15 protein-coding genes and 2 pseudogenes are annotated in these 14,300 nt (G+C 67.2%); 14 read left to right on the top strand and 3 right to left on the bottom strand.

Going from position 1 to position 14,300, the window contains the following annotated elements; all coding sequences use genetic code 11:
• Positions 1 to 432: 432 nt before the first annotated feature.
• The 8 genes and pseudogenes from QFZ65_RS14230 to QFZ65_RS14195 all read left to right on the top strand — a co-directional run bounded on the left by QFZ65_RS14230 (position 433) and on the right by QFZ65_RS14195 (position 6,969).
• Positions 433 to 930 (top strand): LysM peptidoglycan-binding domain-containing protein, encoded by a 498-nt coding sequence (locus QFZ65_RS14230; protein ID WP_306911362.1) that lies wholly within the window; start codon positions 433 to 435, stop codon positions 928 to 930.
• A 90-nt stretch (positions 931 to 1,020) separates the two neighbouring features.
• A pseudogene (locus QFZ65_RS14225) lies at positions 1,021 to 2,140 on the top strand (histidinol-phosphate transaminase).
• Between the two features lie 83 nt (positions 2,141 to 2,223).
• Positions 2,224 to 2,850, top strand: a complete 627-nt coding sequence (gene hisB, locus QFZ65_RS14220; RefSeq protein WP_306911361.1) for an imidazoleglycerol-phosphate dehydratase HisB — start codon at positions 2,224 to 2,226, stop codon at positions 2,848 to 2,850.
• On the top strand, positions 2,847 to 3,611 hold the full coding sequence (hisH, locus tag QFZ65_RS14215) for an imidazole glycerol phosphate synthase subunit HisH (RefSeq protein ID WP_306911360.1): 765 nt from the start codon (positions 2,847 to 2,849) through the stop codon (positions 3,609 to 3,611). Before hisB ends, hisH begins: the two co-directional genes overlap by 4 nt.
• Entirely contained in the window at positions 3,612 to 3,770 is a 159-nt protein-coding gene (locus tag QFZ65_RS14210; protein WP_306911359.1) for a hypothetical protein, read from the top strand.
• A gap of 66 nt (positions 3,771 to 3,836) precedes the next feature.
• Positions 3,837 to 4,583 carry a bifunctional 1-(5-phosphoribosyl)-5-((5-phosphoribosylamino)methylideneamino)imidazole-4-carboxamide isomerase/phosphoribosylanthranilate isomerase PriA gene (gene priA, locus QFZ65_RS14205; RefSeq protein ID WP_306911358.1) on the top strand — a complete coding sequence of 249 codons (747 nt, stop codon included), beginning with the start codon at positions 3,837 to 3,839 and terminating at the stop codon, positions 4,581 to 4,583.
• Between the two features lie 13 nt (positions 4,584 to 4,596).
• A complete protein-coding gene (locus QFZ65_RS14200; protein WP_306911357.1) occupies positions 4,597 to 5,529 on the top strand; it encodes an SseB family protein in 933 nt (310 codons plus the stop codon).
• Between the two features lie 60 nt (positions 5,530 to 5,589).
• Positions 5,590 to 6,969, top strand: a complete 1,380-nt coding sequence (locus QFZ65_RS14195; RefSeq protein WP_306911356.1) for an MFS transporter — start codon at positions 5,590 to 5,592, stop codon at positions 6,967 to 6,969.
• Positions 6,970 to 7,069: 100 nt separating this feature from the next.
• Here QFZ65_RS14195 and QFZ65_RS14190 read toward each other — a convergent pair whose 3' ends face one another.
• The gene (locus QFZ65_RS14190; protein WP_306911355.1) at positions 7,070 to 7,456 is read right to left on the bottom strand and encodes a DUF1844 domain-containing protein; all 387 of its coding nucleotides are present in this window, start codon (positions 7,454 to 7,456) and stop codon (positions 7,070 to 7,072) included.
• A gap of 348 nt (positions 7,457 to 7,804) precedes the next feature.
• Between QFZ65_RS14190 and infC the strand changes: the two genes are divergently transcribed.
• The 4 genes and pseudogenes from infC (at position 7,805) to QFZ65_RS14170 (ending at position 10,768) form a co-directional block, all read left to right on the top strand.
• Positions 7,805 to 8,872 carry a translation initiation factor IF-3 gene (gene infC, locus QFZ65_RS14185; protein ID WP_373427593.1) on the top strand — a complete coding sequence of 356 codons (1,068 nt, stop codon included), beginning with the start codon at positions 7,805 to 7,807 and terminating at the stop codon, positions 8,870 to 8,872.
• Positions 8,873 to 8,988: 116 nt separating this feature from the next.
• The gene (rpmI, locus tag QFZ65_RS14180; RefSeq protein ID WP_009358635.1) at positions 8,989 to 9,183 is read left to right on the top strand and encodes a 50S ribosomal protein L35; all 195 of its coding nucleotides are present in this window, start codon (positions 8,989 to 8,991) and stop codon (positions 9,181 to 9,183) included.
• A gap of 119 nt (positions 9,184 to 9,302) precedes the next feature.
• The gene (rplT, locus tag QFZ65_RS14175; RefSeq protein WP_306911354.1) at positions 9,303 to 9,767 is read left to right on the top strand and encodes a 50S ribosomal protein L20; all 465 of its coding nucleotides are present in this window, start codon (positions 9,303 to 9,305) and stop codon (positions 9,765 to 9,767) included.
• Between the two features lie 67 nt (positions 9,768 to 9,834).
• Positions 9,835 to 10,768: pseudogene (locus QFZ65_RS14170) on the top strand (TrmH family RNA methyltransferase).
• Between the two features lie 147 nt (positions 10,769 to 10,915).
• Here the strand turns inward: QFZ65_RS14170 and QFZ65_RS14165 are convergent.
• Positions 10,916 to 11,182, bottom strand: a complete 267-nt coding sequence (locus tag QFZ65_RS14165; RefSeq protein ID WP_306911353.1) for a GlsB/YeaQ/YmgE family stress response membrane protein — start codon at positions 11,180 to 11,182, stop codon at positions 10,916 to 10,918.
• 249 nt (positions 11,183 to 11,431) lie between these two features.
• Between QFZ65_RS14165 and QFZ65_RS14160 the strand changes: the two genes are divergently transcribed.
• Entirely contained in the window at positions 11,432 to 12,352 is a 921-nt protein-coding gene (locus QFZ65_RS14160) for a cation diffusion facilitator family transporter (protein ID WP_306911352.1), read from the top strand.
• A 79-nt stretch (positions 12,353 to 12,431) separates the two neighbouring features.
• On the opposite strand, the gene QFZ65_RS14155 is transcribed toward QFZ65_RS14160, so the two are convergent.
• Positions 12,432 to 13,658: an MFS transporter gene (locus tag QFZ65_RS14155; RefSeq protein WP_306911351.1), complete on the bottom strand. Its 1,227-nt coding sequence runs from the start codon at positions 13,656 to 13,658 to the stop codon at positions 12,432 to 12,434.
• Positions 13,659 to 13,818: 160 nt separating this feature from the next.
• Between QFZ65_RS14155 and QFZ65_RS14150 the strand changes: the two genes are divergently transcribed.
• On the top strand, positions 13,819 to 14,274 hold the full coding sequence (locus QFZ65_RS14150) for a (deoxy)nucleoside triphosphate pyrophosphohydrolase (RefSeq protein WP_306911350.1): 456 nt from the start codon (positions 13,819 to 13,821) through the stop codon (positions 14,272 to 14,274).
• Positions 14,275 to 14,300: the final 26 nt, after the last annotated feature.

Genomic DNA, 14,300 nt, shown 5'->3' with positions numbered 1-14,300 from the left:
TTCATCGTGTCCGGCTGCTGTGGCTGCAGCTACCGGGACCTTCCAGCCTGAATGTCGGACCCTGCTGATCAACTAATGATGATCGGCCGCAGAAGCGCTCCTAGGAAATGCAGCTCCGAGGAAATGCAGCTCCGAGGAAATGCAATTGCGGAAGCGGCCGACTGCAGAAGCGTCTGTCCTGTGACTCAAACGTAGGCCAGCCGCGCACCTTTTTCAAACATTTGTTCTAGCGAGTCTCGACAATGTTCGTCCATAAGTGCTAAAACTGGATCAGTAGAGTTCGAATATGTATTCGAATATCGCGGAGCCGGCTTGCAGTGCTGCGGCTCATGGCGAACGCGTTGTTCGGTTCTATGTTCGAAGCAAGGCCGGTTGGCGGCAGGTACGTGGAGTACGCCGGGCGGCACAGTATGGTCCAGGAGGGCTCAGTTCATGTCAGCATCAAGCGCTTTTCACGGCACTTTCGGCCACGGCAATTTCCAGAGCGGCACAGTCGGTGGCCGCGGTATCTCCCGGCACGGTATCTCCCAGCAGGGCATTTCCCGGCCCGGCGGTTCCACGTCCGGGACGGCACCCGGCAAGGGTGCTCCCGCCGCCCGCGGCTCCCGTGCCAAGCAGGCCCCGCTCCGGCTGACCCGGCGTGGCCGGCTTGTCTTCTTCATCGGACCCCTGATCCTGCTGGCCGCACTGCTCCTCTCGCTCAGCGGGTTCCTGAACGCACCGGCCAAAGCGTCCGAGTCGGCTTCCGAGCTGTCCGTGACTCCCACAGTGACCGTCACCGTCCAGCCGGGGGAATCGCTCTGGGCCATCGCCGGGACCGTTGCACCCGAGCGCGACCCCCGGGACGTCGTCGCCGAGATGGTCCAGCTCAACAACCTCGACGCTGCGCGCGTCCGGCCCGGCCAGACCCTCTTCGTCCCGGCCAAGTAACACCGCCGGTGTACCCTCATTCCGGTTCCAGCCGTATGCGCCTGGCGTCACAGTGTCAGGCCCCGCTGCGATCTCACTTAAACTAGGGGAGTGACTGACCAGTTAGAGCGCCTGAACCGACTTCCCCTCCGGACCAACCTGCGCGGCATGAGCCCCTATGGGGCGCCCCAGCTGGACGTCCCCATCCTCCTCAACGTCAACGAGAACACCCATGGTGTCCCGGCGGACGTCCGCGCGGCCATCTCAGCGGCCGTGACCGAGGCGGCGGCGGGCTTGAACCGGTACCCGGACCGCGAGTTCACGGAACTACGCGAAGCGCTGGCAGAGTACCTCGGCCACGGCCTGGGCCCAGAGAACATCTGGGCCGCAAACGGTTCCAATGAGGTGCTCCAGCAGATCCTCCAGGCGTTCGGCGGGCCGGGACGGACCGCCCTCAGCTTCCCTCCCACCTACTCGATGTACCCCCTGCTCGCCGCCGGGACCGACACGGAGTACATCGTGGGGCTCCGGGCTGACAGCTATGGCCTGACTGCAGAGTCGGCCGCCCGCCAGATCCGGGAGACCCAGGCCAACATCGTCTTCCCTCTGCTCCCCGAACAATCCCACCGGCACGGGCCTGGGCCTGGACGTCGTGGAGGCCGTATATGAGGCGGGCGAGGCCAGCCAGACCATCGTGATTGTCGATGAGGCGTACCACGAGTTCGCCCACGAGGGAACGCCCAGTGCACTGACGTTGCTGCCGGGCCGGGAGCGGCTCATTGTCTCGCGCACCATGAGCAAGGCCTTTGCCCTTGCGGGCGCCCGGCTGGGCTACATGGCGGCCGCACCGGAAGTGACGGACGCGCTGCGCCTGGTCCGTCTTCCGTACCACCTTTCCGCCATCACGCAGGCAACGGCCCTCGCCGCGCTGCAGCACAGAGTCGCGCTCATGGCCGACGTCGAGGACATCAAGCGCCAGCGGGACAGGATCGTATCGGAACTGCAGCGGATGGGGCTCAAACCCGCAGCGTCGGACTCGAACTACGTCTTCTTCGGCGGCCTTGAAGATCCGCACGCCGTCTGGCAGGGGCTGCTGGATGCCGGGGTTCTCATCCGGGACGTCGGCATTCCCGGGCACCTGCGCGTCACGGCCGGTACTGAGACGGAAACCACAGCCTTCCTTGAGGCCCTCGAGCGGATCCTGAGCAGCGCGGCGAACCAGCGGGCCTAGACTTAACTGCGGGACAAGATCGTCGCCAGACGCCCGCACCGCCTTCACCACAGCACCGCCTTCATCACAAAGGACACCCCCACATGAGCAACACCGGATCAATTGCTGCCGAGGGCCGGACCGCACGCATGGAACGGACCACCAGCGAGTCATCCGTGCTGGTCGAGATCAACCTGGACGGCACCGGCGTCTCCGAGATCAGCACGTCGGTTCCCTTCTACGACCACATGCTGACGGCACTGAGCAAGCACTCCCTGATCGATATGACGGTCAAGGCGACCGGAGATACCCACATCGATGTCCACCACACCGTCGAGGACATCGCCATCACCTTCGGTGAGGTGCTGCGCACGGCCCTGGGCAACAAGGCAGGCATCCGCCGGTTCGGGGAGGCGACGGTCCCGCTGGACGAAGCCCTGGCGCACGCCGTCGTCGACGTCTCCGGGCGGCCCTACCTCGTCCACGCCGGCGAACCAGCAGGCCAGGAATACCACCTGATCGGCGGACACTTCACGGGTTCGCTGACCCGGCACGTCTTCGAGGCCATCACGCTGCACGCCGGCATCTGCCTGCACATGAACGTCACGGCCGGCCGGGACCCGCACCACATTGTCGAAGCCCAGTTCAAGGCTTTTGCCCGCGCCCTGCGTTCCGCCGTGGAGCCCGACCCCCGCGTCGAGGGCATCCCTTCCACCAAGGGTGCACTGTGACCGGCCCGGTCCTGCGGGACGGCGCCATCATCGATCCCGACGCCGGCCGGAAGCCTGCCTCTCCGGAGGGCAAGCCCACCGTCACGGTGCTGGACTACGGCTCCGGCAACGTCCGCTCGGCTGTCCGGGCGCTGGAGCGCGCCGGCGCCGAGGTCATTCTCAGCTCCAGGCCGGAAGACGTGCTGAACGCCGACGGCCTGGTGGTTCCCGGCGTCGGTGCTTTCGAGACGGTCATGAAGGAGCTCAAGGCCGTCGACGGGATCCGGATGATCGGGCGCCGCGTCGCCGGCGGCCGTCCGGTGCTCGCCATCTGCGTGGGCTTGCAGGTCCTCTTCGAGGCGGGCGTGGAACACGGCACCGAGGCGCCCGGAATGGGGGAGTGGCCCGGCAAGGTGGAGCTGCTGCCGGCCGAGGTCGTTCCGCACATGGGCTGGAACACGGTGTCCGTTCCTGCCGGCTCCCGGCTCTTTGCCGGTGTTGAGGACGAGCGGTTCTACTTTGTGCACTCCTACGGCGTGCAGCAATGGGACTTCGATGTCATCCAGCCTCGGATGGCCGCCCCGCTGGTCACCTGGTCCGAGCACGGCGCCCCGTTCATCGCGGCGGTTGAGAACGGTCCGCTCTGCGCCACGCAGTTCCACCCGGAGAAGTCCGGCGACGCCGGTGCACGCCTGCTGCGCAACTGGGTCGAGAGCCTGCGCAAGGGCGCACCGGCCGCGCCTGCCAGCGCCCCCGGTGCCGACCCGGAACAGACCGCCTAGATGTGGTCCCTGCTCCTCATGGGCCTTGCCGGGTTGCTGATCGGCGGGGCGCTGTCCTTCCGGCAGCAGAAGAGCCCGCGCTGGGTCCAGATCGTGTTCTACGTCCTGGCCGCTATGTCGCTGTTCGCTGCCTATCTCTTTACGCTGTCCGACGTCTGATTGTCCGGCAGCGCCCGTCCACCCGCGCCCCGTCCACCCGCGCACCTGAGAAGCCGAGGATCCCCGATGACCACCGAAACCCCGCTGCCCGTGCTTGAGCTGCTGCCCGCCGTCGACGTCGTCAACGGCCAGGCCGTCCGCCTCGTCCAGGGCGAGGCCGGCAGCGAAACGAGCTACGGCACCCCGCTGGAGGCCGCGCTCAACTGGCAGCAGCAGGGGGCCGAATGGGTCCACCTCGTGGACCTCGACGCCGCCTTCGGCCGCGGTTCCAACGCCGAACTGCTCCGCGAGGTCGTGGGACAGCTCGACATCAAGGTGGAGCTCTCCGGCGGACTGCGCGACGACGAGTCCCTCGAAAAGGCGCTTGAGCTTGGCGTTGCCAGGGTGAACCTTGGAACCGCGGCGCTGGAGAACCCGGAGTGGACGTCCCGCGTGATCAGCCGTTTCGGCGACAAGATCGCCGTCGGACTGGACGTCCGCGGCACCACGCTGGCAGGGCGCGGCTGGACCAAAGAGGGCGGCGACCTTTGGGAGGTGCTGGGCCGGCTGGAAGAGGCCGGCTGTGCGCGCTACGTAGTGACCGACGTGACCAAGGACGGCACGCTGCAGGGCCCCAACGTCGAACTGCTGCGGCAGATGGTGGAAAAGACCGGCAAGCCCGTCGTCGCCTCCGGCGGTATCTCGAGCCTTGAGGACCTCAAGGTGCTGCGTTCCCTCGTGCCGCTCGGGGTTGAGGGAGCGATCGTCGGCAAGGCCCTCTACAACGGCAATTTCACGCTGCCTGAGGCGCTCGACGTCGCCGGCCGGCGCTGACCGGACCGCGCCCATGGAATCCCAGCCGTCAGGCACCGGCCCGCTGCCGGGCACTCCGGCGGCCAGCGCCGCTGAGCCTCCCCGCCACCTTCCCGGGCACATCGCCGCCGCCCTGGCCCGGGCGGGCGGGGCCGCCGACTCCGCGGGCCAGCCGTGGGCCGGGCGGAGCCTGTCCGGGGACGACGCCAGGATCCACAACTTCGACGACGACGACGGCGCCGCCGACGCCGGGTACCTTGCAGCGCGGGCGGATCTGCTGGCCGGTGAAGGCAGCGAGGCAGGCGTCGTGGCGTCCCTGGCCACCGCGCGTGTGTTTGTGCCGATCCTGGCCCGGCTGGCCGAAGAAGCGGAGGGCGCCGCGGACGCGCAGGGCGATGCCCTGCACGGGGACAAGCAGGCGGACATGGCCCTGGTGACCCTGAAGGCGCCTGACGGGCGGACGGCAATGCCAGCGTTCACGTCTGCCGCCGCTCTCAAAGCCTGGCACCCCGACGCCCGCCCGGTCGCCGTCTACGCGCCCCGCGCGGCACTTTCCGCCGTGGCCGAAGGTGCCGACTTGCTGGTCCTGGACCCCGGTTCCGACCTTCCATTCGTGGTCCGGCGGCCCGCCGTCTGGGCCCTCGCGCAACAGCGCACCTGGACGCCGTCGTACGCTGATCCGGAGCTCGCACAGACCCTCGGCGAGGCCGCCGCTGGCTTTCCGGCCGTCCGCCGTGTTGAAATTCATCCGGGCGGGGGAGTGGCTTCGCTGGCTGCAGACGGTAGGCAGCTTCCGGGCGGCGGCGCCGGGCCCGAGCTGCGGGTCCAGCTGTACCTGGAAGACGGACTCGACGCCGCGGGCGTCCAGTCCATCGTGGCAGGCCTTAACGAGGCCTGGGCACGGAATGAATTGTTTGCGGAGCGGGTTGACTCGATCGAGCTCAAATTGCAGCGCGCAGCACCGTAGCTGACGGCCGGCGGGGGAAACCCTGGTGCTGCCGGGGGCAGTACCAGAAGGAAGTAGTCCGTGAATTTCGCGCTTTACCGGGAGCTGTTGGCCGTCCGCCCGATCAGGCGGCTCCTCCTCGTCGGCATGCTCGCCCGCATACCGCACTCAGCGGCCGGTGTGCTGCTGACCCTGCACATCGTGCTCACCCTCGGCCAGGGCTACGCCGCGGCCGGCGCCGCGGCCGCCGTCATGACGATCGGCATCGCCGTCGGCGCACCCTGGCGGGGCCGGCGCGTGGACACCGTGGGCCTGCGCCGTGCCCTCGTCCCGTCCGTCATCGCCGAGACTGTCATCTGGTCGATCGTGCCGCACGTGTCCTACGAGCTGCTGCTGCCGCTGGTCTTCGTGGGCGGACTGCTGACCCTCCCAATCTTCAGCGTCGTCCGCCAGTCCCTGGGCGTGCTGGCCACCGGGGAGCAGCGGCGCACCGCCTTCGCCCTGGATGCGATCACCACCGAGCTGGTCTTCATGATCGGTCCGGCCGCCGGCGCCCTCGTCGCCACCGCCGGATTCTCCGTGCTTGGCCTCACCGTCGTCGGCGTGGCCACGTCCGTCTCCGGGCTGTTCCTGATGTGGTTCAACCCACCCACCCGCAGCCCCGACCCAGGCCTTGCATCCGAGGTAGAGGCGGGTACAGAGTCCGAGGCAGCGTTTAGGACAGGACAGCACGAAGCGGCGGAGGCCGCCGTCGTCGCGGCCGCGCCGGCACACCTCAACGAAGCCGCCGCCGAGTTCGCCCCGCTCGCGGCTGCGGAACGGCGCCGCGCGGCCCCGGCCGGTCTGCGCCACAAAGTCCGGCACAAGGTCCGGCACAACTTCGCGTGGTTCAGCGCAGCGGTGGCCGCCGTCTTCGCCGTCGCGGCAGGGGCCGGCATGGTCCTCAGCGGCTCCGACGTCGGGATAGTCGCCGCCCTCGAATCCGGCGGGCACCAGGCCGAGATCGGATTGGTGTTCCTTTTCTGGTGTGGGGCTTCAGTGGTGGGCGGGCTCGTTTACGGCGCCATGCACCGGCCGATTTCGCCGGTCCTTCTGCTGCTGGGCATGTCGGCCATGACCGTTCCGATGGCGTTCGCGCAGGACACGTGGACCCTCGGCCTGCTCTCCGTCCTGCCGGGCCTGCTCTGCGCGCCGGTGCTGTCGGCGGCCTCGGAGAAAGTCGCCGAACTCGTCGACGAGCGGCGCCGCGGCGAGGCGATGGGCTGGTACGGATCCGCCCTCACCGGCGGCGTGGCACTCGGCGCGCCGCTCGCCGGGGTCTTCATCGACGGCGTCGGCCCTTCCGCCGGGTTCGTCGCCGTCGGAACGGGCGGCGTACTGCTCTGCCTTGTGGGCCTGGTCCTTCAGCGCCGCCGGCGGCGGCTTGCCGCTGCAGCCGGGTACGGCGCGGCGGAGGCTTAGGCCGGGGTTAAACGCCGGCGGCGGGCGGACCGAGTGTCCGCCCGCCGCCGTCTAAAGATGCGCGGTGCCTCAGCAGCCAGCCCGACCGGCTGGTCCGCTGCTAGTTGACCGGGCCGGTGTACTTCTCGCCCGGACCCTTGCCCGGAGCATCCTTGATGGTGGATTCCTCGCGGAAGGCCAACTGCAGGGAGCGCAGGCCGTCCCGCAACGGGCCGGCGTGCTGGGAACCAATCTCGGGGGCCGCGGCGGTGACCAGCCCGGCGAGGGCCGTGATCAGCTTGCGGGCCTCGTCCAGGTCCTTGAGCTCTTCTGCGTTGTCTTCGGCGGCGAGGCCGAGCTTTACTGCTGCTGCGCTCATCAGGTGCACAGCTGCCGTGGTGATGACTTCGATCGCGGGAACCTCGGAGATGTCGCGGATCTGCTGCGAGACGTCGGCCTGGGCACCGGCGGGCTCATAAACGTGTGAATTGCTGTCTGAAGTGCTCATGCTGGTAAGCTTGTCACAGACCGACTGATTGACGTTATTTCACCCGCTTTTGGATGGAAGCGTTCTTCAGTTTGCAAGCGGAGTTCTCTCCCACCCGCGTCAGCCGCTCTCCTTCGGGAAGCTTCGCAAGAAGCAAGGTTGCCGGGTATCTGGTCGGGCATTCCCCCGGGCTTCAGCCTGACGGGCATGCATGCCGCCTCCCAGGAGGCAGGCAGTACCGATCTTCGAGGCCTTCGATTGCTCCGGCAATTGGGGGCCTTCTCTATTTGCCGGTGGAATACCCCTCACGAACACAGGAGCTTTAACATTAGCGAGCCAAGAATCAATGAGCGTATCCGCGTCCCCGAGGTGCGGCTGGTCGGCCCTGCAGGCGAACAAGTAGGCGTCGTCCGTATTGAGGATGCCCTGCGTTTGGCTGCCGAGTCCGATCTTGATCTCGTTGAAGTAGCACCGCAGGCCAAGCCTCCGGTGTGCAAGCTGATGGACTTCGGCAAGTACAAGTACGAAGCCGCGGTCAAGGCACGCGAGGCCCGGAAGAACCAGACCAACACGGTCCTGAAGGAAATCCGGTTCCGCCTGAAGATCGACACCCACGACTACGAGACGAAGCGCGGCCACGCGCTCCGCTTCCTGGGTGCCGGTGACAAGGTCAAGGCCATGATCCAGTTCCGCGGCCGTGAGCAGCAGCGTCCCGAGATGGGCATCCGCCTGCTGCAGCGCTTTGCTGACGACGTCGCCGAAGTCGGCGTCGTGGAGTCCAGCCCGCGGATCGATGGCCGCAACATGGTCATGGTCGTCGGTCCCCTGAAGAACAAGGCCGAAGCCAAAGCCGAAGCGCGCCGCGCCACGCAGCGTGCGGAAGCCAAAGCGGAGAACGAAGCCAAGGCATCGGGCTCAGGCCGTGTGGACGTTTCCGGCGACGACACTGCGCCGCTGACGCAGTCACTGGCCGACCTCCTGCCGGAAGGATTCACGGTCAGGACCGAGCCGACGGAAGCTCCGGCCACCGAAGCCGCTCCCGCCGGTGTCGAGTCGCCGGCTGAAGAAAACGCCGCGGCCACGGAAACCGAAGCCACGGCGGCTCCGGCTGCCGAAGCGCCGGTCGAGGAAGCTCCGGCTGCACCGGCTCCCGTCCAGGAAGCGCCCAAGCAGGCGGCCCCCAAGGCCGCCAGGCAGGCCGCTCCGAAGCGTGAGGCGCCGAAGGCCGCCGAGAAGCCGGCAGTTGCGAAGGCTCCCGCTGCACCTGCCAAGGCTCCCGAGGCTGCGAAGCCTGCCGACGCCCCGGCCGCTCCGGCAGCAGCGCCGAAGCCGGTCGCCACGCCGAAGCCGGTGCCGCGCCCCGCGGCTCCCAAGCCCGCGGCACGGCCTGCGGCTCCGCGGTCCGCCGCCAAGCCGGGCACCAAGAAGACGAACTAGTTCACGGCCGCCGGACAGCAATGTCCGGCGGCAGGCAACCAGCATGCCGCCCGCTGGGGCGGCTGCACGAATGAACTGCAGACCTTGTCTGCGGATACGTAAGGAGATCGGTTCCCATGCCGAAGATGAAGACCCACAGTGGTGCTAAGAAGCGCTTCAAGCTGACCGGCAGCGGCAAGCTGCGCCGCCAGCAGGCCAACCGCCGCCACTACCTCGAGCACAAGTCCTCCAGGCTGACCCGCCGCCTCGCCGGCGACAAGATCGTCTTCAAGGGCGACGCCAAGGTCATCCGGAAGATGCTCGGCATCTAAGTTCCAAGTTATCTGACTGATTGCCACCTGGCAGCAGTCAACTACCAAAAAGGCTTCTCAGGCCAGCCGGTTCCTCCGGCAGTAGATGCTTGGGATCAGAATTCTAAAGGAGTACGCACGTGGCACGTGTGAAGAGGGCTGTCAACGCCCACAAGAAGCGCCGGGTTGTCCTTGAACGGGCGAAGGGCTACCGCGGACAGCGTTCGCGTCTGTACCGCAAGGCCAAAGAGCAGCTGCTGCACTCGTTCGTGTACAGCTACGGCGACCGCAAGAAGAAGAAGGGCGACTTCCGCCGCCTGTGGATCCAGCGCATCAACGCTGCATCCCGCGCCAACGGCCTGACCTACAACCGCCTGATCCAGGGCCTGAAGGCCGCTGAGGTCGAGGTTGACCGCCGTATGCTCGCCGAGCTGGCTGTTTCCGACGCCAACGCCTTCGCCGCGCTGGTCAAGGTCGCCAAGGACTCCCTGCCCGCCGACACCTCCGCTCCGGCCGTTGCGGCCGAAGCTGCTCCGGCACCGCAGGCCAAGGCTGCCCGCAAGCCCGCCGCCAAGAAGGCCGTGGTTGCCGAGGCTGCTGAGTAACAACCCCTTCGTCGCTCATCAACGACGTCGTTCAAGAACCGGCTGCAACAGCAACTAAAGTTCTTATATGAACGAAACCGGGCGCCCGCAAGACTTACCACTATCCAACCCCCGAGCTGATCGGGTGAGGAAGGTGGCACAGCTTGCCGGGCGCCCGGCCCGTTTAAAGCGCCGCGAGTTCCTCGCCGAGGGGCCGCAGGCTGTGCGTGAGGCGCTGAAGCTGCACCAGAAGCGGATCGCGGCGGGACAGCCCGGGGTCGTCTATGAGGTCTACGCGAGCGAGTCCTGCCTGGACCGGCACCCGGATCTGGAGACACTCGCCGAGGGCACCCCCGCCTACCTTGCCACCGACGAAGTGCTCGCCGCGATGGCGGACACGGTCACCCCGCAGGGGGTCGTGGCGGTCTGCGCTTTCCTGGACGTCAGCCTTGAGCAGGTCCTCGACGCCGGACCCCGGCTGGTCGCCGTGCTGTGCCAGGTCCGTGATCCGGGGAACGCCGGCACCGTACTGCGGGCGGCCGACGCCGCCGGCGCGGACGTCGTCGTGCTGACAACCTCCAGTGTCGATATCTACAACCCCAAAGCTGTGCGGTCGACGGCGGGATCCCTCTTCCATCTGCCCGTCGTCCTGGGGGTCGAAGTGGACGAGCTGGTCGCTCGGTGCAAGGAACGGGGGATCGGCGTCCTGGCCGCGGACGGCTACGGCCAGCTCAACCTGGACCGGCTCCAGGACGAAAACGCGGCCCCGCCGGCAAGGGACCTCCGCCGCGGTGTCGGACTATGCGCTGGAGAACCCGACGGCATGGCTGTTCGGCAATGAGGCCCAGGGCCTGTCCGAAGAAGAACTTGCCCTGGCCGACCACCGTGTGGCCGTGCCGGTGTACGGGTCGGCCGAGAGCCTAAACCTGGGCACCGCAGCAACCGTCTGCCTCTATGCCAGCGCCCGTTCGCAGGGGGACCGGGCCACGGCGTCCCAGGTGGACCGGGCCACGGCGGGCTAGCGGGGACGGTACAGGGGGACATACAAAAGGCGGGGGTCCACCAGGGGTGGGCTCCCGCCGTCGTAACCGTGCAATGCCTTAGCTGTTGAGTTGTCCTGTGAGGTCATGACCGGAACGGTCATGCGCCGCGGTGTCAGCCCGTTGCGGTCAGGTGGTCCTGTTGCGTCCGGTGACCGCGCCGTAGATCCCGGCCACGACCAGGCCGCCGACGATCGCCAGGAGCCAGGAACCGAGATTCCAGAATTCCATCCTGCCGCCGCCGAAAAGCAGGTCGCCGATCCAGCCACCGACTATGGCACCGACGACGCCGAGCACGAGGCTGGTGACCCAGCCGCCGCCGACCCTGCCGGGCATGATTGCCTTGACGATTGCACCAACTATGAGTCCGAGAATGATCCAGCCTAGAAAGCCCATGTCTCCTCCTACATATTCGTCGGCATTCAAATTGTGAATCCCGATTATGGCTTCAAGCTAACACTTGCGACATTAAAAGTCAGCAGGATCACATCCAATCGTTACCTGCTGCGATGGGACGGTGATCTCCCCGTGTCGCCGGGCCCGGGGCGGTGCGCCGGCTCGCCCTCCGGGGTACGGTGTTCGTGCGGCATCGGGCGTTTCCGGTGCCGGAAAACAACCGGCAAGACCCTTGAAGGAGAAGCTCACTTGGCTGCAAATGGCGGTACCAAGGCGATTATCGCGGCGCTGGCCGCCAACCTGACCATCGCTGTCCTGAAGTTCGTCGCGTATGTCCTGACGTTGTCTTCCTCAATGCTCGCGGAGGCCATCCACTCGCTGGCGGATTCCGGCAACCAGCTCCTGCTCCTGGTCGGCGGCAAGCGCTCCCGGAAGGCAGCCAGCCCGGAGCATCCCTTCGGGTACGGCCGTGAGCGCTACATTTACGCCTTCATCGTCTCGATCGTGCTGTTCAGTGTCGGCGGTCTTTTCGCTCTGTATGAGGCCTGGGGCAAGCTCCAGCACCCGCACGGCATCGAGGGGGACTTCTGGTGGGTGCCGCTGGCGGTTCTGGTGGGCGCCATCGTCGCAGAAAGTTTCTCCTTCCGGACGGCGATCATTGAATCAAACCACATCCGCGGAAAGCAGACCTGGGTCAAGTTCATCCGCAGCGCGAAACAGCCCGAGCTGCCCGTCATCCTGCTCGAGGACTTCGGCGCGCTCCTGGGCCTGCTTTTCGCCCTCTTCGGCGTGGGCCTGACGCTGATCACCGGCAACGGCATCTGGGATGCGCTCGGTACGGCCATGATCGGCCTGCTGCTGGTGGCAATCGCCATCGTCCTGGCCGTGGAAACGAAGTCCCTGCTGCTCGGCGAGTCAGCGACCAGGGACGACGTCGCCAGGATCCGGGAGGCCATCGAGTCCTCCGGGACCTCGATCATCCACCTCAAGACCCTGCACCTGGGCCCGGAGGAACTGCTGGTCGCGGCCAAGATCGGGATCGGCCAGGCGGATACCGGCCAGGACATTGCCAAGGCGATCGACGAGGCCGAAGCCAGGATCCGTGCTGCAGTCCCGATCGCCCGGGTCATTTACCTCGAGCCGGACGTCCAGCGCGTCACCACCATCTGACCGTCCGCCGCCGCTGACGCCGGGAGTTCCTGCGGCGTCAGGCGCCGCCGAGGCCGTTGGGGCCGTAGCCGCCGAGCGGCTACGGTGCCAGCGGCCTCTTGCGTTCCACCAGGCCGCTGAGGACAGCGACGCCGAGGCCAAGGAGTGCCAGGACCGCACCCACCAGCGCGGGGGCCACGAAACCCCAGCCCCAGGCGATCACGACACCGCCGAGGAAGGCTCCCAAGGCGTTGGCGACGTTGAGCGCGGCATGGTTCAGCGAGGAGGCCAGCGACGGGGCATCCGGGGAAGCGTCCAGCAACCGGGTCTGCAGGGCGGGGATGAGCATCGAACCTGTCCCGCCCACCACGAAGACCATGACAAGGGCCGACCAGGGCCAGTGCACCGCCACGGCGTAGGCCACCAGCGCCACAGCGATGCCGGGCAGGACCCAGTAGATGGTCCCCATGACCGACTTGTCGGCGATGCGTCCGCCCACAATATTGCCCGCCACCATGCCCAGGCCGTAGAGCGCCACGACCAGCGGCAGCCAGTCCGACGGGATACCCGCGACAGAGGTCATCGTGTGGGCAATGTAGGTGTAGGTGGCGAAGAAGCCGCCAAAACCGACGACGCCGATCAGGAGCGCCAGCCAGACCTGGAGGCGCTTGAGGGCGCCCAGTTCGCGGCGGATACTGGCGTCGGCGTGGGGCTTCTGGAACGGCACGAATTTCCACAGCATGCCAAGGGTGGTGATCCCGATCAGCCCCACCACCAGGAAGAGCAGCCGCCAGCCGAAGGCCTGGCCCAGCCAGGTGGCGAACGGCACGCCGATCACGTTCGCGATCGTCAGCCCTGCCATCACCATCGAGATGGCCCAGCCGCGCCGGGTGGGCGCGACCAGTGATGACGCGATGACGGCCGCGACGCCGAAGAAAGCGCCGTGCGGCAGCCCCGACACGAAACGGGAGACAAGCATGGTGCCGTAGTCCGGGGCGATGAATGACGACAGGTTGGCGATGCTGAAAAGCAGCATGAGTCCCAGGGCCAGATATTTCCGCGGCAACTTGGCGCCGGCCGCGGCCAGCAGGGGGGCGCCGACGACGACGCCGAGCGCGTAAGCCGAGATCAGGTGTCCGGCCTCCGGAGTGCCGATATTGAGGCCGTGCTCGACTTCCTTGAGCAAGCCCATCATGGCGAATTCCGTGGTGCCGATCCCAAAGCCGCCCATCGCCAGGGAGACGATGGCAAGAGCAAGGCGCCGGTTGGCCGCCTTCGGTGTTGTCGGTGTTTTCGGTGTTGTCGGGGCGTGTTGGGTGGTAGTCATTCGCCTGCTTTTCGAGGGTGTTCCGTGCCGGGGGGGGGGCAGGGAAACGCGGCATCTTAAATCTGCTTTATACAACGGGAGGAGTATGCCCGGTATTCCGGGAGGGGGAGGGGGTTACCTCCATTCTCCCTTAAGCGGCCGCCGTCCTAGACTGGGGGCCGTGACTGGACTAATCAACGTCGTGGGCGGCGCCATTCTTGATTCGCTCGCCAACCCCGGCCGGCTGCTCGTGGCGCGGCGGACTGCGCCGCCTCTGTTTGCCGGCATGTGGGAGTTCCCGGGCGGCAAGGTGGAGCCCGGAGAGTCGCCCGAGCAGGCGCTGCACCGCGAACTGCTGGAGGAGCTCGGCGTCCAGGTCCGGCTCGGGGGTGAACTCGAAGGCGGTTCCGCCTCCGGCTGGCCCCTGAACGACCGGGCCGTGATGCGGGTCTGGCTCGCCGAACTGGTCGACGGCGAACCCCGACCCCTGCAGGACCACGATGAGCTGCGCTGGATCAACCTCGGGAACCGCAGCGAGGTCCTGGCGCTGCCATGGATCCCGGCCGACCTGCCCATCGTGGAAGCTCTTCTGGCTGCGCTGGCGGATTCCGCGCGTCCCGCACTCCCGGCGCGCTGATCCTCTGATCCTCTCGCCAAAGCGGA

Origin of the sequence: Arthrobacter sp. B3I9, assembly GCF_030816935.1 — a bacterium.
In the GTDB taxonomy this organism is placed as follows: Bacteria; Actinomycetota; Actinomycetes; order Actinomycetales; family Micrococcaceae; genus Arthrobacter.
This window is presented reverse-complemented; position numbering and strand designations above follow the sequence as displayed.